Origin of the sequence: Pseudomonas sp. Je.1.5.c (genome assembly GCF_051129895.1) — a bacterium.
GTDB classification, from domain to species: domain Bacteria; phylum Pseudomonadota; class Gammaproteobacteria; order Pseudomonadales; family Pseudomonadaceae; genus Aquipseudomonas; species Aquipseudomonas urmiensis.
Map to the genome: position 1 here is coordinate 47,082 of NZ_JBCPSP010000008.1, position 24,131 is coordinate 71,212.

The 24,131-nt window shown below is 63.3% G+C and carries 25 protein-coding genes and 1 pseudogene; 18 read left to right on the forward strand and 8 right to left on the reverse strand.

Annotated elements, in window-relative coordinates:
- Together paaX and paaY are read right to left on the reverse strand one after the other, a co-directional pair.
- Positions 1 to 924: a phenylacetic acid degradation operon negative regulatory protein PaaX gene (paaX, locus tag AAZU54_RS08955; RefSeq protein ID WP_186554490.1), complete on the reverse strand. Its 924-nt coding sequence runs from the start codon at positions 922 to 924 to the stop codon at positions 1 to 3.
- A 77-nt stretch (positions 925 to 1,001) separates the two neighbouring features.
- Positions 1,002 to 1,601 carry a phenylacetic acid degradation protein PaaY gene (gene paaY, locus AAZU54_RS08960; protein WP_434727026.1) on the reverse strand — a complete coding sequence of 200 codons (600 nt, stop codon included), beginning with the start codon at positions 1,599 to 1,601 and terminating at the stop codon, positions 1,002 to 1,004.
- 334 nt (positions 1,602 to 1,935) lie between these two features.
- Here paaY and paaF point away from each other — a divergent pair, with 334 nt between their 5' ends.
- The 16 genes and pseudogenes from paaF (at position 1,936) to AAZU54_RS09040 (ending at position 18,080) form a co-directional block, all read left to right on the forward strand.
- On the forward strand, positions 1,936 to 2,709 hold the full coding sequence (gene paaF, locus AAZU54_RS08965) for a 2,3-dehydroadipyl-CoA hydratase PaaF (protein WP_312156268.1): 774 nt from the start codon (positions 1,936 to 1,938) through the stop codon (positions 2,707 to 2,709).
- Positions 2,710 to 2,746: 37 nt separating this feature from the next.
- Positions 2,747 to 3,538 (forward strand): 2-(1,2-epoxy-1,2-dihydrophenyl)acetyl-CoA isomerase PaaG, encoded by a 792-nt coding sequence (gene paaG / locus AAZU54_RS08970; protein WP_405129155.1) that lies wholly within the window; start codon positions 2,747 to 2,749, stop codon positions 3,536 to 3,538.
- 1 nt (position 3,539) lies between these two features.
- Complete coding sequence (gene paaH / locus AAZU54_RS08975; RefSeq protein WP_405129156.1) at positions 3,540 to 5,057, forward strand: 3-hydroxyacyl-CoA dehydrogenase PaaH; 1,518 nt, start codon at positions 3,540 to 3,542, stop codon at positions 5,055 to 5,057.
- Positions 5,050 to 5,505, forward strand: coding sequence for a hydroxyphenylacetyl-CoA thioesterase PaaI (gene paaI, locus AAZU54_RS08980; RefSeq protein WP_434727027.1), 456 nt, complete (start codon positions 5,050 to 5,052; stop codon positions 5,503 to 5,505). Before paaH ends, paaI begins: the two co-directional genes overlap by 8 nt.
- Positions 5,498 to 6,730, forward strand: a complete 1,233-nt coding sequence (gene pcaF / locus AAZU54_RS08985; protein ID WP_434727028.1) for a 3-oxoadipyl-CoA thiolase — start codon at positions 5,498 to 5,500, stop codon at positions 6,728 to 6,730. The genes paaI and pcaF overlap by 8 nt, the downstream gene beginning before the upstream one ends.
- Positions 6,731 to 6,814: 84 nt before the next feature.
- Positions 6,815 to 8,134: a phenylacetate--CoA ligase PaaK gene (gene paaK / locus AAZU54_RS08990; protein WP_405129158.1), complete on the forward strand. Its 1,320-nt coding sequence runs from the start codon at positions 6,815 to 6,817 to the stop codon at positions 8,132 to 8,134.
- 293 nt (positions 8,135 to 8,427) lie between these two features.
- On the forward strand, positions 8,428 to 9,417 hold the full coding sequence (gene paaA, locus AAZU54_RS08995; protein ID WP_186554482.1) for a 1,2-phenylacetyl-CoA epoxidase subunit PaaA: 990 nt from the start codon (positions 8,428 to 8,430) through the stop codon (positions 9,415 to 9,417).
- A gap of 26 nt (positions 9,418 to 9,443) precedes the next feature.
- Positions 9,444 to 9,725: a 1,2-phenylacetyl-CoA epoxidase subunit PaaB gene (gene paaB, locus AAZU54_RS09000; protein ID WP_186554481.1), complete on the forward strand. Its 282-nt coding sequence runs from the start codon at positions 9,444 to 9,446 to the stop codon at positions 9,723 to 9,725.
- 8 nt (positions 9,726 to 9,733) lie between these two features.
- The gene (gene paaC / locus AAZU54_RS09005; RefSeq protein WP_405129160.1) at positions 9,734 to 10,492 is read left to right on the forward strand and encodes a 1,2-phenylacetyl-CoA epoxidase subunit PaaC; all 759 of its coding nucleotides are present in this window, start codon (positions 9,734 to 9,736) and stop codon (positions 10,490 to 10,492) included.
- The gene (gene paaD, locus AAZU54_RS09010; protein WP_434727029.1) at positions 10,479 to 11,012 is read left to right on the forward strand and encodes a 1,2-phenylacetyl-CoA epoxidase subunit PaaD; all 534 of its coding nucleotides are present in this window, start codon (positions 10,479 to 10,481) and stop codon (positions 11,010 to 11,012) included. Before paaC ends, paaD begins: the two co-directional genes overlap by 14 nt.
- Positions 11,013 to 11,027: 15 nt before the next feature.
- Entirely contained in the window at positions 11,028 to 12,104 is a 1,077-nt protein-coding gene (gene paaE / locus AAZU54_RS09015) for a 1,2-phenylacetyl-CoA epoxidase subunit PaaE (RefSeq protein ID WP_186554478.1), read from the forward strand.
- Between the two features lie 163 nt (positions 12,105 to 12,267).
- A complete protein-coding gene (locus AAZU54_RS09020) occupies positions 12,268 to 12,576 on the forward strand; it encodes a DUF485 domain-containing protein (RefSeq protein ID WP_186554477.1) in 309 nt (102 codons plus the stop codon).
- Positions 12,567 to 14,135, forward strand: a pseudogene (locus AAZU54_RS09025) (cation acetate symporter); the annotation flags it as partial. The gene AAZU54_RS09020 and the pseudogene AAZU54_RS09025, both read left to right, overlap by 10 nt.
- 32 nt (positions 14,136 to 14,167) lie before the next feature.
- On the forward strand, positions 14,168 to 15,400 hold the full coding sequence (locus AAZU54_RS09030; protein ID WP_186554475.1) for an OprD family porin: 1,233 nt from the start codon (positions 14,168 to 14,170) through the stop codon (positions 15,398 to 15,400).
- 37 nt (positions 15,401 to 15,437) lie between these two features.
- A complete protein-coding gene (paaZ, locus tag AAZU54_RS09035; RefSeq protein WP_434727030.1) occupies positions 15,438 to 17,492 on the forward strand; it encodes a phenylacetic acid degradation bifunctional protein PaaZ in 2,055 nt (684 codons plus the stop codon).
- Between the two features lie 276 nt (positions 17,493 to 17,768).
- Positions 17,769 to 18,080, forward strand: a complete 312-nt coding sequence (locus AAZU54_RS09040; RefSeq protein ID WP_264232857.1) for a hypothetical protein — start codon at positions 17,769 to 17,771, stop codon at positions 18,078 to 18,080.
- 40 nt (positions 18,081 to 18,120) lie between these two features.
- On the opposite strand, the gene AAZU54_RS09045 is transcribed toward AAZU54_RS09040, so the two are convergent.
- Positions 18,121 to 19,740, reverse strand: a complete 1,620-nt coding sequence (locus AAZU54_RS09045) for an ATP-binding response regulator (protein WP_405129164.1) — start codon at positions 19,738 to 19,740, stop codon at positions 18,121 to 18,123.
- A gap of 115 nt (positions 19,741 to 19,855) precedes the next feature.
- Here AAZU54_RS09045 and AAZU54_RS09050 point away from each other — a divergent pair, with 115 nt between their 5' ends.
- Positions 19,856 to 20,470, forward strand: a complete 615-nt coding sequence (locus AAZU54_RS09050; protein WP_186554471.1) for a LuxR C-terminal-related transcriptional regulator — start codon at positions 19,856 to 19,858, stop codon at positions 20,468 to 20,470.
- Between the two features lie 207 nt (positions 20,471 to 20,677).
- Entirely contained in the window at positions 20,678 to 20,848 is a 171-nt protein-coding gene (locus AAZU54_RS09055; protein ID WP_404690479.1) for a hypothetical protein, read from the forward strand.
- Positions 20,849 to 20,886: 38 nt separating this feature from the next.
- Here AAZU54_RS09055 and AAZU54_RS09060 read toward each other — a convergent pair whose 3' ends face one another.
- The 5 genes from AAZU54_RS09060 to AAZU54_RS09080 all read right to left on the reverse strand — a co-directional run bounded on the left by AAZU54_RS09060 (position 20,887) and on the right by AAZU54_RS09080 (position 24,119).
- On the reverse strand, positions 20,887 to 21,177 hold the full coding sequence (locus AAZU54_RS09060; RefSeq protein WP_186554470.1) for a DUF6555 family protein: 291 nt from the start codon (positions 21,175 to 21,177) through the stop codon (positions 20,887 to 20,889).
- A gap of 116 nt (positions 21,178 to 21,293) precedes the next feature.
- A complete protein-coding gene (locus AAZU54_RS09065) occupies positions 21,294 to 21,833 on the reverse strand; it encodes a hypothetical protein (RefSeq protein WP_264232854.1) in 540 nt (179 codons plus the stop codon).
- 9 nt (positions 21,834 to 21,842) lie between these two features.
- Positions 21,843 to 23,045, reverse strand: coding sequence for a zinc-dependent alcohol dehydrogenase (locus AAZU54_RS09070; protein WP_186554469.1), 1,203 nt, complete (start codon positions 23,043 to 23,045; stop codon positions 21,843 to 21,845).
- A 97-nt stretch (positions 23,046 to 23,142) separates the two neighbouring features.
- A complete protein-coding gene (locus AAZU54_RS09075; RefSeq protein WP_186554468.1) occupies positions 23,143 to 23,694 on the reverse strand; it encodes an ATP-dependent Clp protease proteolytic subunit in 552 nt (183 codons plus the stop codon).
- A gap of 44 nt (positions 23,695 to 23,738) precedes the next feature.
- A complete protein-coding gene (locus AAZU54_RS09080; RefSeq protein ID WP_186554608.1) occupies positions 23,739 to 24,119 on the reverse strand; it encodes a low affinity iron permease family protein in 381 nt (126 codons plus the stop codon).
- Positions 24,120 to 24,131: the final 12 nt, after the last annotated feature.

Genomic DNA, 24,131 nt, shown 5'->3' on the forward strand with positions numbered 1-24,131 from the left:
TCAGGCCAAGCCGCCGAAACGCTTGTAGAAGCTCTCGTTGACATCCGGCAACGGCCCGTCGGCGGTCTCCAGGGCGCTGTTCAGCCACTCCTCGGCCTTGGCGCACACCAGTCGATACAGGTTGCGGCACAGCTGGCGGGCAGCCCTGCCCTCCCAATCGCCCGGCAGCAACTCATCTGGCAGTTGTGGGTCACGCAGCAGTAGCCGGCGATATTCATGGATCAGCAGTGTGCGCGCCAGGAAGCAGTCCTGGGCGTCAAGCGCTTGCTGTTCCTTGAGGGCTTGCCACAGCGGCCGGAACAGGCGGATGAACTCGCTGTAATGCTCGCCCAGCTCCTCGATCCGCCAGCTTTCGCGAACCTGGGCGCGCATGGCTTTAGAGGCCAGCACTTCCTGGGTGTGGGTTTCAAAGACGATGCTGTCGTCGGTGGCGTCCAGCTCACGCAAGGTTGCGGCAAGATCGCTGCGGTCGGCGCGCGGGCAGCCCAGCACGTTCGGCGCGATCGCACCATAACCTTGCCACTCCAGCTCTTCGCGAACGGCCTTGCGCTTGCTGGCCTCCAGTTGCGACAGCAAGACCAGCGTCCAGGCGCCATCCCAGGCCGGCAGGCTTGGGCTGTAGACCCGCTTGAAGGCCTTTTCGAAACGCCGCCGGCCAGTGCCGGTGAGGCTGTAGTAGCTGCGTCGGCCGACTTTTTCGGCGGTCAACCAACCTTCTTTGCTCAAGCGGAAGATCGAGGTACGGATCAGCCGCTCATTGATGCCGATTGGCTCGAGCAGATTGATCAAGCTGCCCAGCCACACCGTGCCGCCATGCGGCTCGATGGCGTCGCCATACAGGGTGATGATCAGCGAACTGGCGCGGATTGGCGTCTGTTCCTGGAAACGGGTGATCAGCGTATTAAGGGGGGCAAGGCTGCTCATGGGAGAACTGGAAGCGGATGGAACCCCGACTATACCTGCACGCCGCCCTGCCTGGCCATTACGTGGCAACGCTTGGTTCATGCCCCCTGCTCCGCTTTTGGCCGCAAGCCCGAGTCACCCATGCGCGGTCGCAGCGCTTCGACTTCGGTCAGCGGCGGGCACTCGACCAGCGCGGCCATGCAGCGCTTGGCCAGCAGCTGATATTCGGCGGTACCCCGTTGCTTCCAGGCGATTTCCTGGTCGCTGAGCGTGCGTTTGGCCTGGGCCGGTGAGCCGACCACCAGGCTTTGCTCAGGGCATTGGAAACCTGCCTTGACGAACGCCGTGGCGGCGACGATGCAGCGTGGCGCGATGTAGGCGCCATCCATCACCACGGCGTTCATGCCCACCAGGGCGTCCTCACCTACCCGGCAACCGTGCAGCACCGCGCCGTGGCCGACATGCCCGTTGCGCTCTATGACCGTATCGCCGCCAGGGAAGCCATGCATCACGCAGGTGTCCTGCAGATTGGCGCCCTCCTCCAGCACGATGCGGCCAAAGTCGCCGCGCAGTGAGGCCAATGGCCCTACGTAGCAGTGTGGACCAATGATCACGTCGCCAATCAGCACAGCGCTTGGGTGTACGTAGGCAGTGGGATGGATTACCGGTGTCAGGCCGTCCAGTCGATAGCAAGGCATGTCACACCTCTCCACATGATTCGGAATGTGCATCGATCATGTATCACAATAAAACTGATCGTCAATCTAGAATTTCCTGTATCGCTTTCGTGGGCTCGTTAAATGGGTCATTAAAACCCTTATTTTGCGGCATATCTGCTGATAAAGGCTGAATATTGTGAAAGGCATCAGCTCACTACTAGACACACAAAACAATTATCCAGTTGCAGTTATGTATCGCATAAGGCATATACTTGGCTCACCTGAGCAGGCGTCGCGCTGCGCCCCCTGCTCCTGCGGACAATTCCAATAAATGCCGGCCTCAAGGCCGTGCGTGCAGCCTGAGGAACCCAACATGCCTCGCTACCTCGTTGTGCAGGCGCCTGAGGACGGCGTCCGTCTGATCACCCTGCAACGGCCCGAAGCGCTCAATGCGCTAAATACCGAACTGCTCGCGGAACTCGCCGCCGAGCTGGACAGCGCCGACCGCGACCCGGCGATCGCTGTGGTGGTAATAACCGGCAACCGGAAAGCGTTCGCCGCCGGTGCCGACATTCGCGAGATGGCCGAGCGCGACCTGGTCGGCATCCTCAATGACCCGCGGGTCGCCCATTGGCAGCGGATCGCCGCCTTCTCCAAACCGCTGATCGCCGCCGTCAACGGCTTCGCCCTGGGTGGCGGTTGTGAGCTGGTGATGTGCGCCGACATCGTCATCGCTGGCGAAGATGCACGTTTCGGCCAGCCGGAAATCAACCTGGGCATCATCCCCGGCGCCGGCGGCACCCAACGTTTGTTGCGCGCAGTCGGCAAGCCGCTGGCGATGCAGATGGTGCTGACCGGCGAGTCGATCAGCGCCCGCCACGCCCAGCAGGCCGGGCTGGTCAGTGAAGTCAGCCAACCCGAGCTGACCGTTGAGCGCGCCATGCAGATTGGCGCGGCGATTGCCCGCAAGGCGCCGCTGGCGGTGCGTTTGGCCAAGGAAGCGCTGCTCAAGGCCGCAGACACCGACCTTGCCACCGGCCTGCGCTTGGAGCGCCACGCGTTCACCCTGCTGGCCGGCACCGCCGACCGCGCCGAAGGCATTCGCGCCTTCCAGGAAAAACGCCCGGCCCATTTCCAGGGCCAGTAATCGGCCCCTTCCCATCGACTGACGGAGCGAGTCTGCAATGACTTTCGAGCACATCCTGTTTTCCATCGAGGACGGTGTCGCCCTCCTCTCGCTGAATCGGCCCGACCAGCTGAACAGCTTCAATACCCAGATGCACAAGGAAGTGCGCGAGGCCCTCAAACAGGTGCGCCAGGCCCCGCAAGTGCGAGTGCTGCTGTTGACGGGTGAAGGCCGCGGTTTCTGCGCCGGCCAAGATCTGTCGGATCGCAATGTCGCACCAGGCGCGCAGATGCCCGACCTGGGCGAGTCGATCGAGCAGTTCTACAACCCGATGATCCGCACCCTGCGCGAGCTACCGATGCCGGTGATCTGCGCAGTCAACGGCGTGGCGGCGGGGGCCGGGGCGAATATCCCGCTGGCCTGCGATCTGGTCCTGGCAGCGCGCTCGGCAAGCTTCATCCAAGCCTTCTGCAAGATCGGCCTGGTGCCCGATTCTGGGGGCACCTGGCAATTGCCGCGGCTGATCGGCATGGCCCGGGCCAAGGCGTTGGCCCTGCTCGGTGAGCGATTAAGCGCGGAGCAAGCCGAACACTGGGGGCTGATCAACCGGGTGGTCGATGATGCTGCGCTGCGCGACGAGGCCCTGAGCTTGGCACGCCACCTGGCAACCCAGCCGACCTACGGCCTGGCCCTGATCAAGCGCGCCCTGAATGCCAGCTTCGACAACCGCTTCGACCAGCAGTTGGAGCTGGAGCGGGACCTGCAACGCCTGGCCGGGCGCAGCGAGGACTACCGCGAAGGCGTCGCTGCGTTCATGGACAAACGCCAGCCAGCATTCAAGGGGTGCTGACATGAGTGTGTTCAACACTAATACCCGGGTTGCAGTGATCGGCGCCGGTGCCATGGGCGCCGGCATCGCTCAGGTGGCGGCCCAGGCCGGTCACCCGGTGCAGCTCTACGACAACCGCCCCGGCGCGGCGGCCCAGGCGCTGCAAGGTATCGATCGGCAGCTCGGGCAGCTGGTCGACAAAGGCAAGCTCGACGCCGCCGAGCGCGAGGCGATCAGCGCTCGCCTGCAGCCGGTCGAATCGATAGAAGCATTGGCCGATGCACAGCTGGTGATCGAGGCCATCGTCGAGAACTTGCAGGTCAAGCAGGACTTGCTGCGCCAACTCGAAGCACTGTGCGCCGACGATTGCATCCTCGCCAGCAACACCTCATCGCTGTCGATCACCAGCCTTGCGGCGGGGCTGCGCCGGCCGCAGCGGGTAATTGGCATGCACTTCTTCAACCCCGCGCCGGTCATGGCGCTGGTCGAGGTCGTCAGCGGCCTTGCCACGGATCCGCAATTGGCTGCCCGGCTGTATCAACTGGCCAAGGCCTGGGGCAAGCAGCCGGTCCATACCCGTTCCACCCCTGGTTTTATCGTCAACCGGGTCGCGCGGCCGTTCTACGCCGAAAGCCTGCGTCTGCTCCAGGAAGGCGCGGCGGACTGCGCCACCCTCGATGCGCTGCTGCGCGATGCAGGCGGTTTTCGCATGGGCCCATTCGAGCTGACCGATTTGATCGGCCACGACGTCAACTATGCCGTGACCTGCTCGGTGTTCGATGCGTTCTATGGCGACTTCCGCTTCCAACCTTCGCTGGTGCAAAAAGAGCTGGTCGATGCCGGCCGCTTGGGGCGCAAGAGCGGCCAGGGTTTCTACGACTACCGCGAAGGCGCCGAGCGCCCGCCGGCAGCTGAGCTTCAGAGCACGGCGCGCGTCGATCGTTGTGTAGTGGAAGGTTGCCTGGGGGTGATGCAGCCATTGCTGCAGCGGCTCAAAGCCAGTGGCATCAGTGTCACTGAACGTCCAGGCAATGGCCTGCTGCGCGTGGGCGATGCGACCTTGGCGCTATCCGACGGTCGCCTGGCCAGCCAGCGCGCACGCGAAGATGGCCTGAGCAACCTGCTGCTGGTCGATCTTGCTCTGGACTACACCAGCGCAGCGCGCATCGCCATCAGCAAGGCGGCGGACACCACCGCCCAAGCGCAGGACCAGGCGATTGCCCTGCTGCGCCAAGCAGGTTTCAGCGTGAGCGAGGTGGCCGACCTACCAGGCCTGGTGGTGCTGCGAACCGTGGCAACCCTTGCCAACGAGGCGGCGGACGCCGTGCTGCAAGGCGTCGGATCAGCCGCTGATATCGATCTGGCCATGCGCGCTGGCGTCAACTACCCCTGCGGCCCGCTGGCCTGGGCTGAGCACATTGGCCTGGGCTACACCCTGCGCGTGCTGCAGAACCTGCAAAGCAGCTATGGCGAAACCCGCTATCGCCCTTCCCTGCTGCTGCGTCGCGTGCATGCCCAAGGAGGCCATCTGCATGACTGAAAGCCAACGCACCCCCGATGAACTGGCCCGCGCCTGTAGCGATGCGATGTTCTCCCGCGACCGAGCAACCCAGGCCATGGGCGCTCGCCTGCTCGACAGCGGCCCAGGCCGTGCGCGCCTGAGCATGCAGGTCCGGGCAGACATGATCCAAGGGCACGGCACCTGCCATGGCGGTTACCTGTTTGCCCTGGCCGACTCGGCGTTCGCCTTCGCCTGCAACAGTTACGACGAAGCCACGGTGGCCCAGGGCTGCAGCATCGATTACCTGGCCCCGGCGGTTGTGCACGATGTACTCACTGCCACTGCCAGCGAACTCAGCCGCAAAGGCCGCACCGGCCTGTATGACGTCAGGCTGGAAAATCAGCGGGGTGAGCTGATTGCCCTGTTCCGCGGTAAATCCTACAAAGTGCGCGGCACGGTGCTGGCGCAGGAGAGCAAAGATGACTGACCAGACCCGCAACGATGCGCTGATCATCGACGCCGTGCGTACGCCCATCGGCCGCTATGGCGGTGCCCTCAGCACGGTACGCGCCGATGATCTTGCAGCTGTACCGATCAAGGCGCTGATGGCGCGTCACCCGCAGTTGGACTGGAGCGCTATCGATGACGTGATCCTTGGCTGCGCCAACCAGGCCGGGGAAGACAACCGCAACGTGGCCCGCATGGCCACCCTGCTCGCCGGGTTGCCGCAGGCGGTACCGGGCACCACCCTCAATCGCCTGTGTGGCTCAGGGCTGGACGCCATCGGCAGCGCAGCCCGCGCCCTGCGCTGTGGCGAGGCTGGGCTGATGCTGGCAGGCGGGGTCGAATCGATGTCGCGCGCGCCGTTTGTCATGGGCAAATCCGAGCAGGCGTTCGGCCGTGGCGCCGAGCTGTTCGATACCACCATCGGCTGGCGTTTCGTCAATAAGCTGTTGCAGGCCCAATACGGCATCGACTCGATGCCTGAGACCGCCGAGAACGTTGCCGCCCAGTTCGCTATTTCCCGCGCCGATCAAGATGCATTTGCCTTGCGCAGCCAGCACAAAGCCGCTGCTGCCCAGGCCCGCGGCCGTTTGGCGCAGGAGATCGTGCCGGTCGAAATTGCCCAGCGCAAAGGCCCGGCGAAGCTGGTCGAGCACGACGAGCATCCGCGTGCCGACACCACCCTGGAGCAACTGGCCAAGCTCGGCACGCCGTTCCGCGAGGGTGGCAGCGTTACCGCTGGCAATGCGTCGGGCGTCAACGACGGTGCCTGTGCGCTGTTGCTGGCCAGCAGCGCAGCCGCCCGCCGCCATGGTTTGCAAGCGCGCGGCCGGATCGTCGGCATGGCGGCGGCGGGGGTCGAGCCGCGAATCATGGGCATTGGCCCGGTGCCGGCGACCCACAAGGTGCTGGAACTGACCGGCCTGGCCCTGGCCGACATGGATGTCATCGAGCTCAACGAAGCCTTCGCCGCCCAAGGCCTGGCAGTGCTGCGTGAGCTGGGCCTGGCGGACGACGACCCGCGGGTCAACCGCAATGGCGGTGCCATTGCCCTCGGCCACCCGCTGGGCATGAGCGGGGCGCGGCTGGTCACCACGGCGCTGCACGAGCTGGAAGAAACCGACGGGCGCTACGCCCTGTGCACCATGTGCATCGGCGTCGGCCAGGGCATTGCCCTGATCATCGAGCGCCTCAGACCAACGGACTGAGACTGAACCTGCTACGGGCAGTATGCTGCCCGCATGACACTCAAGGCCTCTGCGCCTACGTACAAGAACAATTCGAGTGAAGCCATGAACATGTACCACGATGCCGAACGCGCCTTGCTGGACCCGATGGAAACCGCCAGTGTCGATCAACTGCGCCAGCATCAGCTGGAGCGCCTGCGCTGGAGCCTGAACCACGCCTACGCCAATGTGCCGCTGTACCGTCAGCGTTTTGCTGAGTCTGGCGCGCACCCTGATGACCTGAAATCACTGGAAGACCTGGCCAAGTTCCCCTTCACCGGCAAGAACGACCTGCGCGACAACTACCCGTACGGCATGTTCGCCGTGCCCCAGCAGGAAGTGGTGCGCCTGCACGCCTCCAGCGGCACTACCGGCAAGCCGACGGTGGTCGGCTATACCCAGGCCGATATCGACACCTGGGCCAATGTCGTCGCCCGTTCGATCCGCGCCGCAGGTGGGCGCAAGGGCGACAAGGTGCATGTCTCCTACGGCTATGGGCTGTTCACCGGCGGCCTGGGCGCGCACTACGGCGCCGAGCGCCTGGGCTGCACGGTCATCCCCATGTCCGGTGGCCAGACTGAAAAACAAGTGCAGCTGATCCGCGATTTTCAGCCTGACATCATCATGGTCACACCCTCCTACATGCTCAACCTGGCTGACGAGATCGAGCGCCAGGGCATCGACCCGCATCAGCTCAAGCTGCGCCTGGGGATCTTCGGTGCCGAGCCTTGGACCGACGAACTGCGTCGCTCCATCGAGCAGCGCCTGGGGATCAATGCCCTGGATATCTATGGCCTGTCGGAAATCATGGGCCCAGGGGTTGCCATGGAGTGCATCGAAACCAAGGATGGCCCGACCATCTGGGAGGACCACTTCTACCCCGAAATCATTGACCCGATAACCGGTCAAGTGCTGCCCGATGGTCAGTTGGGTGAGTTGGTGTTCACCTCGCTGAGCAAGGAGGCGCTGCCGATGATCCGCTACCGCACCCGCGACCTCACCCGCCTGCTGCCCGGCACGGCGCGGCCGATGCGGCGGATTGGCAAGATCACCGGGCGCAGTGACGACATGCTGATCATTCGGGGGGTTAACGTGTTCCCCACGCAGATTGAAGAGCAGGTGCTGAAAATAAAACAGCTTTCTGAGCTTTATGAGATTCACCTGTATCGCAATGGCAATCTCGACAGCGTTGAGGTGCATGTCGAGTTGCGCGGCGAATGCCAGGCGCTGGATGAGGCGCAGCGCCAGCAGGTGGTTGGCGAATTGGGCCGGCAGATCAAGACTTACATTGGCATCAGCACCCAGGTATTGCTCAAGCCTTGCGGCACCTTGAAGCGTTCGGAAGGTAAGGCTTGCCACGTTTACGATAAACGCCTGGCTAGCTGAGTCTTCGCTAGTCCCCCAGCCCCGGCCAATGGCCGTCATGCTGTTCACTTAAGATTTTGGGGCCGCTTTGCGCCCCTTCGCGGGCAAGCCCGCTCCCACAGGTACGGCGCCGACCGCGAAAGCGGCGCTATCCCTGTGGGAGCGGGCTTGCCCGCGAAGGGGCGCAAAGCGGCCCCAGTATTTCAAAGCGATACACAATTAGTATTCGATACATCAAAATATGTTTGATGTTGTGTTTTGTATCGCTTATAAATGACTCATGCCCCACCCAGCCCTGAGGCAGGAGTCAGAACATGTACGCACAGCTAGTGGAAACCGGTGTAAAGCACATCAAGTCGCTCGAGGAGATGTCCCCCGAGGAGCGTGCCTTCCAGGAAAAAATCGACGCCGAGATCAAGATCGAAGCCAAGAACTGGATGCCCGACGCCTACCGCCAGACCTTGATCCGGCAGATCTCGCAACACGCCCATTCGGAAATCGTCGGCATGCTGCCTGAAGGCAACTGGGTCACCCGTGCCCCCAGCCTCAAGCGCAAGCTGCAACTGATGGCCAAGATCCAGGACGAAGCCGGCCACGGCCTGTACCTGTACAGCGCCATGGAAACCCTCGGCGCCGACCGCGACGAAGAAATCGCCAAGCTGCACAGCGGCAAGGCCAAGTATTCGAGCATCTTCAACTACCCGACCTTGAGCTGGGCCGACATGGGCGCGGTCGGCTGGCTGGTCGATGGCGCGGCGATCGTCAACCAGGTGGTGCTGCAGCGCACCTCCTATGGCCCCTACTCGCGGGCGATGATCCGCATCTGCAAGGAAGAAAGCTTCCACCAGCGCCAGGGCTACGAGTTGCTGCTGACCATGATGCGCCACGGCACCCAGGCGCAAAAAGACATGGTCCAGGATGCGATCAACCGCCTCTGGTGGCCGGCGCTGATGATGTTCGGCCCCAGCGACGAGCACTCGCCCAACAGCGCCCAATCAATGGCCTGGAAGATCAAGCGCCAGACCAACGACGAGCTGCGCCAGCGTTTCATCGACCAGACCATCCCCCAACTCGAACTGCTTGGCTGCACCGCGCCCGACCCAGACCTCAAGTGGAACGAGGCGCGCGGCCACTACGACTTCGGCGAGATCCAGTGGGATGAATTCTACGAAGTGATCAAAGGCAACGGCCCCTGCAACCAGGAGCGCGTCGCCACCCGCCGCCAGGCCATCGAAGACGGCGCCTGGGTACGCGAGGCCGCCGTGGCCTACGCACGCAAGCAACAGAACAAGAACGCCGCCTGAAGCGGCGATTGATGCGGAGATCGAACATGTCTGTCTGGACCCTCTACGAAGTATTTGTGCGCAGCAAGCACGGCCTGAACCATAAACATGTGGGCAGCGTGCATGCCGCCGACGCCGCCATGGCCATCGAGAACGCCCGTGAGCTGTACACCCGCCGCAGCGAAGGGGTGAGCCTGTGGGTCGTGCCCTCGGCACTGATCACCGCCTCCTCGCCAGATGACAAAGACCCGCTGTTCGCCCCTGCCGACGACAAGGTCTACCGCCATGCCAGCTTCTACCAGCTGCCTGATGAAGTCGGACACATGTGAGGCCCGCCATGCACAATCAAGCACTCATCCAATACCTGCTGCTGCTCGGTGACAGCGCCCTGATCCAGGGCCAGCGCCTTTGCCAGTGGTGCGGCCATGCGCCGGCTCTGGAAGAAGAGCTGGCCCTGATGAACGTCGGCCTCGATTTGGTCGGCCAGGCACGCAACTGGCTGGAATACGCCGCCGAACTGAGCGACGACGGCCTCGACGCCGACGCCCTGGCGTTTCGCCGCGATGAGCGGGCCTATCGCAACCTGTTGCTGGTCGAACAACCCAATGGCGATTTCGCCGTGACCATGCTCAAGCAGTTCTTCTATGACGCCTGGCATTTCGCCGTGCTCCAAGAGCTGAGCCAATCGCAAGACCCGCGCATCGCCGGCATTGCTGCCAAGGCCCTGAAGGAAGTCACCTATCACCTGCGCCGCTCTGGCGAGTGGGTGCAGCGCTTGGGCGGCGGCACCGAAGAAAGCCGCCGGCGCATGCTCGCCGCGATCCCGCTGCTGTGGCGCTTCACCGTGGAACTGGCGGCCGGCAGCGATGCCGAGCTGCGCCTGGCCGAAGCGGGCATCGGCGCAGATCCTGCGCAGGTCGGCGCGGCTTGGCTCAAGCAGGTCAGCGCGATCTTCGCCTCGGTCGAGCTGCCGCTGCCCAAAGCGGCCAACCATTTTTATCTGAGTGGTCGCACGGGCCTGCACAGCGAGCACCTGGGCCTGCTGCTGGCCGAGATGCAGTTCTTGCCACGGGCCTATCCCGATGCAACCTGGTGAGCTGATCGCCAGCGACCGTGGCGCCCGCGCGGCACGCGGCGATGACCTGGCGCGGGCCTGGGCGGTGCTGGAACAGGTGATGGACCCGGAAGTGCCGGTGGTCAGCGTGGTCGATCTGGGCATCGTGCGTGACCTCGACTGGCGCGCCGGCCACCTGCACCTGGTGGTGACCCCGACGTACTCCGGCTGCCCGGCAACCGAAGTGATCGAGGGCGATATCCGCCAGGCGCTGGAGCAAGCCGGATTCGCCGAGCCGGACCTGGAACGGCGATTGACCCCGGCCTGGAGCAGCGACTGGATCAGCGACCAGGGCCGCGAGCGGCTACGGCAGTACGGTATCGCCCCGCCCGTGGGCAGCCAGAGCAAGCGCAGCCTGCTCGGCCAGGCGCCGCAGGTGTGCTGCCCGCAATGTGGCAGTAGCCATACCGAGCTGCTCAGCCAATTTGGCTCCACCGCCTGCAAGGCGCTGTACCGCTGTCGCGAGTGCCTGGAGCCCTTCGACTATTTCAAATGCATTTGAGCCGTGGAGAACACCATGAGCCAGTTTCATAGCCTGACCATCAAAGACGTGCGCACCGAGACCCGCGACGCGGTTTCGATCGCCTTCGACGTGCCTGCGCACCTGCAGGCGGCATTTCGCTTCACCCAGGGCCAGTACCTGGTGATGCGCACCCAGCTGGATGATGAAGAAGTGCGCCGTTCGTATTCGATCTGCAGCGCGGTGCACGATGGCGAGTTACGCGTGGCAGTCAAGCGGGTACCCGGTGGGCGCTTTTCCTCGTTTGCCAACGAAGCGCTCAAACCGGGCCAACAATTGGAGGTGATGCCCCCCGCCGGCAGCTTCTTCGTGCCCCTGGAGCCGAGCCGCCAGGGTAATTACCTGGGCGTGGCCGCTGGTAGTGGCATTACCCCAATCCTGTCGATCATCGCCAGCACCTTGGCCAGCGAGCCGCACAGCCGCTTCACCTTGCTGTATGGCAACCGTTCAAGCTCCGCTGCGTTGTTTCGCAACACGCTTGAAGACCTGAAAAACCAATACCTGGATCGCCTCAACCTGATCTTCGTGTTCAGCCGCGAGCAGCAAGACGTTGACCTGTACAACGGCCGTATCGACGCCGACAAGTGCGGCCAGCTGTTCTCCCGCTGGATGGATGTGGCGAGCCTGGATGCGGCATTCATCTGCGGTCCGCAAGCGATGACCGAAACCGTGCGCGACAGCTTGCAGGCCAATGGCATGGCCAAGGAGCGTATCCATTTCGAGCTGTTCGCCGCGGCCGGCAGCCAGGCGCGGCGTGAAGCGCGTGAGGCGGCGCGCCAGGTCGATTCGGCGATCAGCCAGGTCACCGTGATCAGCGATGGCCGCGCGCTGGCGTTCGACCTGCCGCGCAATACCCAGAACATCCTCGATGCCGGCAACGCGATTGGCGCCGAGCTGCCCTACTCGTGCAAGGCCGGCGTCTGCTCGACCTGCAAGTGCCGGGTGATCGAGGGCGAGGTGGAGATGGACAGCAACCATGCGCTGGAAGATTACGAGGTGGCGGCGGGCTATGTGCTGTCGTGCCAGACCTATCCGATCAGCGACAAGGTGGTGCTCGATTTCGACCAGCTGTGAGATCCAGTAGACCTCATCGCGGGGCCAGCCCGCGCCCACGTACCTCGTCGCAATCGAATCCATTGCGTGGGAGCGGGCTTGCCCTGCGATGAGGCCCTCAGCAACACCGCACTAACCGCGTGACCTCAGTAAAAACAATTACAACACCAAGAGATCGCTTCCCATGACCCCCGAGCACATCGAGCGCATCAGCAATCACCCCGACTTCCAGCAACTGATCCAGCGCAAACGCCGCCTCAACGGCTCGCTGACCCTGATCATGCTGGCTGCCTACTACGGCTTCGTCCTGCTGGTGGCGTTCGCCCCTGGCCTCCTCGGCCAGTCACTGAGCGGCGGCGTGACCAGTGTCGGCATGCTGGTCGGGGTGCTGATGGTGCTGTTGTCCTTCGCCCTTACCGGCATCTACATGCACCGCGCCAACAGCGTGATCGACCCGCTCAACGACAAGGTCAAGCAGGAGTTCGCCCAATGAACTGGACAGCCATCTCGATGTTCATGGTGTTCGTCTGCTTCACCTTGCTGGTGACCCGCTGGGCCGCCTTGCGCACCCGCTCGGCCAGCGATTTCTACACCGCCGGCGGTGGCCTGACCGGCATGCAGAACGGCTTGGCGATCGCCGGCGACATGATCAGCGCCGCGTCCTTCCTGGGCATCTCGGCGATGATGTTCATGAACGGCTACGACGGCCTGCTGTATGCCCTGGGCGTGCTGGCCGGCTGGCCGATCATCCTGTTCCTGATCGCCGAACGCCTGCGCAACCTGGGCAAGTACACCTTCGCCGACGTGGTTTCCTACCGCCTGGCGCAAACCCCGGTGCGCCTGACCTCGGCATTCGGCACCCTGGCCGTGGCCTTGATGTACCTGGTCGCGCAAATGGTCGGCGCCGGCAAGCTGATCGAACTGCTGTTTGGCATCAGCTACCTGTATGCGGTGGTGCTGGTCGGCGTGCTGATGGTGCTCTACGTGACCTTTGGCGGCATGCTGGCAACCACCTGGGTGCAGATCATCAAGGCGGTGATGCTGCTTTCGGGCACGACCTTCATGGCGTTCATGGTGCTCAAGCACTTTGGCTTCAGCACCGAGGCGATGTTTGCCAGCGCGGTGTCGGTGCATGCCAAAGGCCAGGCGATCATGGCCCCGGGCGGCTTGCTGTCCAACCCGATCGATGCGATTTCCCTAGGCTTGGGGATGATGTTCGGCACCGCTGGCCTGCCGCATATCCTGATGCGCTTCTTTACCGTCAGCGATGCCAAGGAAGCACGCAAGAGCGTGTTCTACGCCACCGGCTTCATCGGCTACTTCTACCTGCTGCTGATCGTCATCGGCTTCGGCGCCATCGTCATGGTCGGCACCGAGCCGTCTTATCGCGATGCCAGCGGCGCAATCATCGGCGGTGGCAACATGATCGCCGTGCACCTGGCCCAGGCCGTAGGTGGCAACTTGTTCCTCGGCTTCATCTCGGCCGTGGCCTTCGCCACCATCCTGGCGGTGGTTGCAGGTCTGGCGTTGTCTGGCGCCTCGGCAGTCTCCCACGACCTGTACGCCTGCGTAATGCGCAAAGGCCAGGCCAGCGAGCAGGATGAAATGCGCGTGTCGCGCCTGGCAACGTTGGTTATCGGCGTGTTGGCGATCATTCTCGGCCTGATGTTCGAGTCGCAGAACATTGCCTTCCTCTCCGGCCTGGTGCTGGCGGTAGCGGCCTCGGTCAACTTCCCGGTGCTGCTGCTCTCGATGTTCTGGAAGGGCCTGACCACCCGTGGGGCGGTGTGCGGCAGCATGGCCGGGCTGATTTCGGCGATCGTGCTGGTGGTGCTCGGCCCGGCGGTGTGGGTCAACGTCCTGCACAACCAGCAAGCGCTGTTCCCCTACAGCAACCCGGCGTTGTTCTCCATGAGCCTGGCGTTCTTCAGCGCCTGGGCGTTCTCGGTCACCGACGGCTCTGAACGCGCCGCGCAGGAGCGTGGGCGCTACCTGGGCCAGTTCATCCGCTCCATGACCGGTATTGGCGCGGTTGGCGCCAGCAAACACTAACCCTTGAACTTCGAATGTCGGGTACAACAATAATGAACCACACTCGCTTCAAGTCGCTGGCCTGGCTGGCCAGCCTGGCCCTGCCCTCGCCCGCCATGGCGGATTTGATCGCAGACAGCCACGCGCGTATCGAGCTGCGCAACCACTACATCAACCGCGATTTTCGCCAGGCCAATGCCCCGCAGTCCAAGGCCGAGGAATGGGGCCAAGGCTTCACCGCGCGCTTCGAGTCGGGCTTCAGCGAAGGCCCGCTGGGGGTTGGCCTCGACGCCATGGGACAGCTGGGGATCAAGCTCGACTCCAGCCGTGATCGGCGCAATACCGGCCTGCTGCCGTATGGGCCGAACAGCCACGAGCCGGTCGACAACTACAGTGAGCTGGGCCTGACCGGCAAGCTACGGCTGTCCAAGAGCACCCTGCGCCTGGGCACCCTGCAGCCGATCCTGCCGGTGGTGGTGTACAACGACACCCGCTTGCTGTCATCGACCTTCCAAGGTGGCTTGCTGACCAGCCAGGAAATCGACGGGCTGACGGTCAATGCCGGGCGTCTGACCGAGGCCAACCTGCGTGACTCGTCCGGGCGTGACGATATCGGCTATGGCGCAGCGCAGAGCGATCATTTCGACTTTGCCGGTGGCAGCTACGCACTCACCCCACAGACCAGCCTGAGCTACTACTACGCCAAGCTCGACGAGATCTACCGTCAGCAGTATGTCGGCCTGCTGCATACCCAACCGCTGGGCGAAGGCCTGAGCCTGCGCAGCGACCTGCGCTACTTCGATAGCCGTGGTGACGGCGCCGAGCGCGCCGGGCGCATCGACAACCGCAACTTCAACGCCATGTTCACCCTTGGGGTGCGCGCGCATAAGTTCACCGCGACCTGGCAGCAGATGTCCGGCGACAGCGCCTTCCCGTTCCTCAATGGCGGCGACCCCTACACCGTCAACCTGGTCACCTACAACACCTTCACCCGCGCCGGGCTCGACTCCTGGCAGTTGCGCTACGACTACGACTTTGTCGCCTTGGGCATCCCCGGCCTGAGCTTCATGACCCGTTACACCGACGGCCGCCACGCCGAAACCGCAACCCTCAGCAATGGCCGCGAGCGCGAACGCGACACCGACCTTACCTACGTCATCCAGAGCGGCCCATTCAAGGACGTCAGCCTGCGTTGGCGCAACGTCACCTTCCGCTCTGGCAACGGCCTGACCAGCAAGCTGGACGAGAACCGCCTGATCATCGGCTACACCCTGGCGCTGTGGTAACCGCGCCCCTGTCCATCACAACCGCTTGGAGAACAGTATGTCTGACGCCCCTACCCTGCAGAGCTTCATCGCTGGCCGCTGGATTGGCCAGCACGGCGCCCAGGCCCTGCGTAGCGCCCTGGACGGCCACATCCTGGCCTACAGCCATGAAGAGCGTCCTGATTTCGCCGAGGCTGTGGCATTTGCTCGCAGCCAGGGCCTGGCCCAGTTGCTGGCCATGGATTTCCAGCAGCGCGCTGCGCGCCTCAAGGCGCTGGCCCTGTACCTGGCCGAACGCAAGGAACAGCTCTACGCCCTGTCCCATCACAGCGGCGCGACCCGCGCCGACAGCTGGATCGACATCGAAGGCGGCAACGCCACGCTGTTTTCCTATGCCGGCATCGGCAGCCGCGAGTTGCCTTCGGGCAATCTGCTGCACGAAGGCCCGGCCATCGCACTGGGCAAGCAAGGGCACTTTGCCGGCAGCCATATCCTGGTGCCGCGTGCCGGCGTGGTGGTGCACATCAACGCCTTCAACTTCCCCATCTGGGGCATGCTGGAAAAGTTCGCCCCGACCTTCCTCGCGGGCATGCCGTGCATCGTCAAACCGGCCACTTCGACCAGCTACCTGACCGAGGCAGTGGTGCGCCTGATGAACGAGTCCGGCCTGCTGCCCACTGGCAGCCTGCAACTGGTGATCGGCAGTACCGGTGACCTGCTCGACCGCCTGCAAGGCCAGGATGTAGTGACCTTCACCGGGTCTGCCGACACCGCGGCCAAGCTGCGGGTAAACCCCAACCTGATCCGCCATTCGGTACCGTTCACCGCCGAGGCCGACTCGCTCAACTGTGCCATTCTCGGCCCGGACGTGACGCCGGACGACGAAGAGTTCGAACTGTACATCAAGGAGGTGGTGCGCGAGATGACCACCAAGGCTGGGCAGAAATGCACCGCCATCCGCCGCGCCATCGTCCCGGCCAAGCACCTCGATGCGGTCGCCACTCGCCTGCGCGAGCGCCTGGCCAAGGTGGTGGTCGGCGATCCCTCGGTGGAAGGCGTGCGCATGGGCGCGCTGGCCTCGCATGATCAACAGCGCGATGTCGGCGAGCGGGTGCGCAGCCTGCTCGCCAGCTGCGACCAGCTGTTCGGCGCCAGCGATGGCTTTGCGCCAGTGGGTGACGGTGTGGCTGAAGGGGCCTTCTTTGCGCCAACCCTGCTGCACGCGCGCGACCCGCATGCCGAAGGCGGCGCGCACGATATCGAGGCGTTTGGCCCGGTCAGCACGCTGATGACCTACCACGATCTGGACGAAGCCCTGGCACTGGCCGTACGGGGTAAAGGCAGCCTGGTCGCGAGCCTGATCACTGGCGAGCGCGCGGTCGCCGCCAAGGCGATTCCGCTGGCGGCGGCCTGGCATGGCCGGTTGCTGGTGCTGGACCGGGAAGCGGCCAAGGAATCGACCGGGCATGGATCGCCCCTGCCGCAGCTCAAGCACGGCGGCCCAGGGCGGGCCGGGGGTGGTGAGGAGCTGGGCGGTTTGCGAGCGGTCAAGCATTACCTGCAACGCGCGGCCGTGCAGGGCTCGCCGAGCATGCTCAGTGCGGTGACGGGCGAGTATGTGCGCGGCGCCGAGGTGATCGAGACCCAAGTGCATCCGTTCCGCCGCTATTTCGACGAGCTGCAAATCGGCGAATCGCTGCTGACCCATCGACGCACGGTGACCGAGGCCGACCTGGTCAACTTCGGTTGCCTGTCGGGCGATCACTTCTACATGCACTTTGACGAGATTGCCGCCAAGCAGTCGCAATTCGGCAAACGGATCGCCCACGGCTACTTCGTACTGTCGGCTGCCGCCGGCTTGTTCGTCTCGCCTGGCGAGGGGCCAGTGTTGGCCAACTATGGGTTGGATACCTTGCGCTTCATCAACCCGGTCGGGATCGGCGACACCATCCAGGCGCGGCTGACCTGCAAGCGCAAGATCGACCAGGGCAAGAGCAGCCCGCTGGGGCAGCCGCAAGGTGTGGTGGCGTGGGATGTCGAGGTGACCAACCAGCTGGGTGAGTTGGTGGCCAGCTATGACATTTTGACCCTGGTGCTCAAGCGGGCGGGCTGATGCGGGTCAGTCTCGCGTGAGTGTCCCGGCCTCTGCGCGGGCAAGGCCGCGCCTACACGATCAGCGCAACACCTGTGGGGGCGGGCTTGCCCGCGAAGAGGCCATAACTGACACCCCATCAGTAGCGGCACTACGCCACCTCGTACATCTGCCCTAATCCCAGCGCCCCATCCTCGGCGTTATAGTCCGGCCACTCACCCGCTTTCCACGCGCCGTCCCCGCGGCGCCAGGCCGGCGTGTGGCCGAACAATCAGAACAACGCCAAGGAAGCACCCCATGAAGCCCCGTCATCCCCTGCTCAAGCCAATCCTGACCCTCGCAGCATTGGCCACCCTGGCTGGCTGCCAGACCGTCAAACCCACCGAAGACACCCTCAAGCAGCGTTCCGAAATCGCCCTCGGCGTGCCGGTGACCAAGGTCTCCAACGTGCGCAACGACAGCACCCTGACCTACTTCACCGCCACCACCGCCAAAGGCGAGTACGACTGCCAGATGCCGAGCGGCGCTATCGTTGCCGTCGCTGGCATGGGCCTGTACGACCCGACGCCGTCGTGCCTCAAGGAAGGCCAGCCGCTGATTCTGCGCTGAGCGACACTGTCCGCGTTTCCCCTTCAGCCCCAACGCCGGTCTAACCCACCGGCGTTGCTGGCTCCTCCCGCAAGGCCCGTAGGGCTGCACGCAGTTCGGCCGGACGTACCGGCTTGGACAAAATGGCGATATTCCGGTCATGTACTGCCGCCTGAATCCGTTCAATGTCGTGCCCGGTCATGATCAAGGCCGGCACTTGCCTGCCGCGTTGCGCGCGCAGGCTGTCGATGCAATCCAGCCCAGTGGCCTCCGGCCCCAGGTCGTAATCGGCGACGATCACATCACAGTCACTGCTCAGGCCCTTGGCCGAGCTTTCTGCCTGCACCTGGCAACCCCAGCGCCCGAGCAATGCCGAGGTGGCCTGCAATACGTTGTGGTCATCTTCCACCAGGCACACCCGCAGCCCGGTCAGCAGGCCCGCCTGCAAGGCTGGGTCGACGCCGCTGTGCACGGCTCGCGGCGCTACCCGCGCCAGCCCCTGCAGGGTGACGCTGGTGCCATGGCCCGGACGCGAACGCAGGCTCACGCGCAGATCCATCAACTGGGCCAAGCGCTTGACGATGGCCAGGCCCAGGCCGACGCCTTCGACATCCTTGTCGCGCATTTCGCGAATCCGGTAGAACTCCTCGAACACCTTGTCTTGATGCTCGGCGGCAATGCCGCGGCCTTGGTCATGAATCTCGATCTGCAAGTGATCGCCGCGCCGGCGTACGCCAATCAGCAGCGGCCGCTGCGCGGCGTACTTGAAACTGTTGGACAGCACGTTCTGCACCATGGTGGCGAGCATGCCTGGGTCAGCCAACGTCCAGTGCCGACCGGCGCGCAAGCGCATCTCCACCCCCGCCCAGCGCGCAGCTTCGGCGTTCTGGCGCAGCAACTCGCGCAAGAACGGCTGCACAGCGAAGGTTTCGTACTTGGGTTGCACCCGGCCGTTGTCGAGGGTGTACAGGTCGAGAATCGAGCGAAACAGCTGGGAGACGTTGAGCAAGGAGCGATCGATATTGTCCACCAGGCGCCGTTCTTGCTCACCCAACTGCCCTTCGCGCAGGCAGGCGGTGAACAAGCCGATGGAGTGGATTGGCTGGCGCAGGTCGTGGCTGGCCTGGGCAAGGAACCGCGATTTCTCGCGGGTGGCAAGCATGGCCAGTTCCGAGGCCTTGCGCGTGCGCTCCAGCAGCAGGTGGGCATAAATCGGGATCAGTGTGCTGGTGGTCAACAGCATCAACACCATGAACGGCTGCTGCTGCCAATACGGCGTGATCTGGTACACCACCAGCAACGCCGCCAGCGCCAGCACCGTGGCGATGGCCAGGTAGCGCGAGCCGAAGCGCATGCCGTTGCCCAGGTTCACCCAGACCATCACCGCATACAGCGGCAAGGCCGCCTCGCCGCCGACCACCAGGCCAAAGCAGGTGCCGGTATAGTCATGCACCATGCCCAGCACGCGCCGCCACGGGTAATGCCCAGGCCAATGGGCGATGGCCTGGCGCAAGCCGATCGACACCAGCAGGAACGCTGCGATGTAGTACACCACTGGCAGGTAGGTCTGGTAGGTGCGCCCCGGCAGAAAACCGAGCACCCCCATGTAGACCAGTGCGCAGGTCGCGACGATGATGCGCAGGTTGGCCTGGTCCAGTTCGTTATTCTTGTCAAAGTCCATTGCAAGCATCCTTGTGCGCCAGTCGACATCCGCGCCATGCGCGCCAGGAAGGCTGCGCAGGCAGGTGCTAAATTAGCATGACCCGGACAACGGGCGTTTTAAGGAGCGACAAGACGTGAGCTGCCGCATCATCGTCGCGGACGACCATCCGCTATTCAGGGAAGCCATGGTCCGTACCGTGCAACGGATATTACCGCAGGCTTGCCTGGAGGAAGCGGGCAACCTCGGCCAAGTGCTGGAGCTGATTGATCACGGCGATACGCCGGATACGCTGATTCTCGACCTGCGTTTCCCCGGCCTGACCTGCCTTGAGCGGTTGGCTGCGCTGCGCAAGCAGTTGCGCCGCACCTCGCTGATCATTGTCTCGATGGTCGATGAACCGGAGCTGATCAGCCAGGTGATGGCCGCCGGCGCCGACGGCTTCATCGGCAAGAGCATCACCCCCGAGGAGCTCGGCGCGGCGATCCTGGCCATCCGTGAAGGTGAAGTCGTGGTCAAGTACCAGCCTTCTGGCCTGCTGCCCGCGCTGGGCGCAGAAAGCGAAGTCGAACAGCTCACCCAGCGCCAGCAAGACGTGCTGCGCCTGATCGCCCAAGGCAAGACCAACAAGGAAATCGCCCGCGAACTGGATATCTCGCCGTTCACCGTGCGCATTCATGTGTCCTCGCTGTTGCGTACGCTGAATGTCTCCTCACGTACCGCTGCTGCAGTCAAGTACACCGGCACCTGATGCCGCTGGTCGGGCTGGTGTGGCTGGCCATGGAGCATTGAGGGTGCTGAGCGGTTCTCAATTGTTGAGGGGCTTTCAGATTTAGGTCCGTTTTGCGGCCCTTCGCGGGCGAGCCCGCTGCCACAGGTACCGCGCTGTTTTCTGGGTAAGCGCTGTACCTGTGGCAGCGGGCTTGTCGGGCAGCAAAGCGGACCCAAAGGAGGTGTTATGAACAAGACTCTGAACATGGGCGGCGGCAATGTCGAGGACGACTGGCCAGAACTGCAACCTGATCGGCGCAACGACCGCGCCGATGATCCCGATGCCGATCCAAACCTCACCGATGAGGAAGAAAATCGCCCCGGCGTGCCGGCCAGTGATCCTGAGTCCGGTGCATGAGCTGAAAATGACTGGGGCCGCAATCAGCGGCCCCAGGGTCAAGCAATAGGCGAAGTGGCCTGGGCATCGTCGCCGCTGGAGGCCTCGACCGGGGTCGGCCTACTGCCCGACAGGCGCCAGTTCACCTCACTGATTCCATAGCGTTCAGCCATGGGCCGGCTGACCTTGCGAATCTTCTCCCGGCCAAACTTGGGAATGATGCCAATACCGGCATCGCAACTGGCCCAATGCCAAGCCTCGGCATTGTCCATCCGTTCCAGGCGAATAATGAAGCTACGCGGCTCGCCATGCAGCCGGTAGTCGATGATGTAAAGCTGTGGGTTTGGCATCTGTGGGGCCCTCCTCTTCTCCATGGATGACAAGCCAATGGATCAGCGATTTACGTGAAAATTCAAAACATTGTCGAACAATGTGAATGAGCGGTCAGGTGGCAAAAAGCCGCCCCTTAACTGCCGGCCGGATCAAGCTGCAAAAAAAGGCAATAGCCTCCCAATAGCACCCAAAACACCAGAAACAACCACGGCGCGCGAATCGAGAACATCAGCGACTTGCGATAGCCGCGGTGGCTCGATTCGGTCTCGCAGAACAGCGGCCAGTCGTCATAGGCCATACCGACGCTGGGCTCACTGCGTAAAAGCTGGCTCTGCTTGAAGTGCCAGTGATCGATGATGCCGTAGGCGGCGCGAATACCTGGCCAGGCGTTGAGCGAACTGAGCGCGCCCAACAGTGCAAGAAACGGTGGCACGATCAAGGTGAATTGCCCGCCCCATTTCTGGTTGAGATTGGCCATGCACGAGATGAAGGCAATCACCAGGAACGATTGCGCCGCCAGAAAGGCGTCGGTGCGGTTGGCCAGGATCGTGGTCTCGTACTGGATCTCGCGTCGATAGAACTCCAGCCGTTCGCGCGGGCTTTCGAACAGCAGGCCTTGTTCTGGCGGGTGCAGATCCTCGCTGTTGACCGAAGTGATGATGCGTCGTGACATGCAATCCTCTCAAGGGTGAACGCTGAGCACGGCGTCTGCTGCCTCACCGGGCACCATGATCACCTTGCGGCAGCGTTCTTGTTGTTCATCGAACATCTCATAGCCGCGGATCGCGTCTTCCAGGGCGATGCGGTGGGTGACGATGGCTTCGGGGTTCAGGCGGCCGGCTTCGATATGTTCGAGCAGCTCCGGCAAGTAGCGCTGTACATGGGTCTGTCCCATGCGGAAGGTCAGGCCTTTGTCGAAGGCGTCGCCAAACAAGAAACCGTGGATAAAACCGGCGTAGACCCCTGGCACGCTGACCACACCGCCGCGACGAACGGCTGCCATGCTCTGGCGCAACGCCTTGCCACTGCTGCCTTCGAGTTTGAGCGCGGTGAGCACCGACTCGGTGGTACTGCCTTTGGCTTCAAAACCCACGGCGTCGATCACCGCATCCACACCGCGCATGCCGCGAGTTTGGCGGATGATGGTGTCGGCCGGATCATCATCGTGGGAAAAATCGATAGGGATCACGCCGTAGGCGTCACGGGCGTAGTCGAGGCGATAACCACACTCATCGACCATGAAGATCTGTTCAACCCCCAGCATCCGCGCGCAAGCCGCCGACAGCAGCCCAACCGGGCCTGCGCCGAAGATCGCCAGTGACGCGCCTTGGCCGACCTCGGCATTGAGCACCGCCTGCCAGGCAGTGGGCAGAATGTCGGAGAGAAACAGCACCTTGTCGTCCGCCAGGTGACCCGGCACTTTGAACGGCCCGACATTGGCCTTGGGCACGCGCACGTAATCGGCTTGGCCGCCAGGGATACCACCGTACAGGTGGCTGTAACCGAACAGCGCCGCACCCGGTGGGATGGCCTTTTTGTTGAGGATGGCGCCGCGACCGGTGTTGGTGGTTTCGCATGCGGCAAACAAATCGTGCTGGCAGAAGAAACAGCTACCGCAGGCAATCACGAACGGGATCACCACCCGATCACCCGGGCTGACCGCGGTCACTTCGCTGCCCACCTCTTCGACAATACCCATGAATTCATGGCCAAGGATGTCGCCAGACTCAACCGCTGGAATCTTGCCGCGGTACAGATGCAAGTCCGAGCCACAGATGGCCGTGGCGGTCACCCGCAGCACGATATCGTCATTTGCCTGAATCACTGGATCAGGCACAGTATCGACCCGTACGTCGCCAGCACCGTGGTAGGTCAATGCGCGCATGATCAGGTCTCCTTGGCACGAATTGCTCTTGTCATTAACTCCGAGCGTCTTGACTGCCCTGGCGCTCAATCGCGGTCGGTTCTAACTGACGAGCGGCTCATGCATGCACGCTCCATTGGCTGTCGTGCTCCTCGATGGGCCGCTCATCGATGGCGTGGATCATGCCGCTGGCCAATGCCTCGCTCGGCCCAAGAATGCGCGGATAAGCCATCAGGTAGCGTTGTACATCGAGCGCTTCGGTGGCGCCTTGGGTACGTTCGGCGACGATCTCGGCGTACAGGCGCAGGTCGTAGTCCAGGCTCATGGCGTATTCGGCCATGCGCGCGTGGTCGACCGAGCCATGCAAGGTCCAATGAAACGGGTGGAACAAGAATTTGCTCAGTGCACAGGCCGTGCGATGGGCGCCAGCGAGAAAGATTATGTTGCCCATCGACTCCACTGTGCCCAGGTTATGGGTGTGCACCGGCACCGGCAGCGAGCGCAGGAAGTTGTACAAGGTAAAGCCGTAGCTGCACTCCCCGCCCATGGTGGCGATGTTGAGCTGCAGTACCTCAGGGCTCTGCTGGAGAATGCGCGAGCAGGTATTGATCAGGTTGCCGCAGGTGCTTGAGTTGATCGGGCCGGTGAAGTGAACGATATGCCTGGCCATGCGTGCCTCCAGAGTCGGCGGGTCTTGCCCGGATGGGCGAACGCTCAATCGGATGTGTCCTTGGCGGATGCTTGATCGCCCTGCTCGCCCATGCGCTGGTACTGCTTGCGTAAGGCATGCAGCTGGGCGGGATCCATGTCTTCCAGATCCAGCAGGGCCTTGTGCGCCTTGCGCGTGGTGCGCAGCAGTTCGTCGATTTTCACGTGCAGCTCGTCGCTGTCGCGGTTCTGGGTGTTCTGGATCAGAAACACCATCAAGAAGGTGATGATGGTGGTGGAGGTGTTGATCACCAGCTGCCAGGTGTCGTTGAAGTCGAACAGTGGGCCGCTGATCCCCCAGATCAAGATCATCAACATGGCGATGGCGAACGTAACCGGGCGTCCCGTGCAGTTGGCCAGCCATTGGGCGAAGCGATCGAACTTCATCGGCGTGTCCTC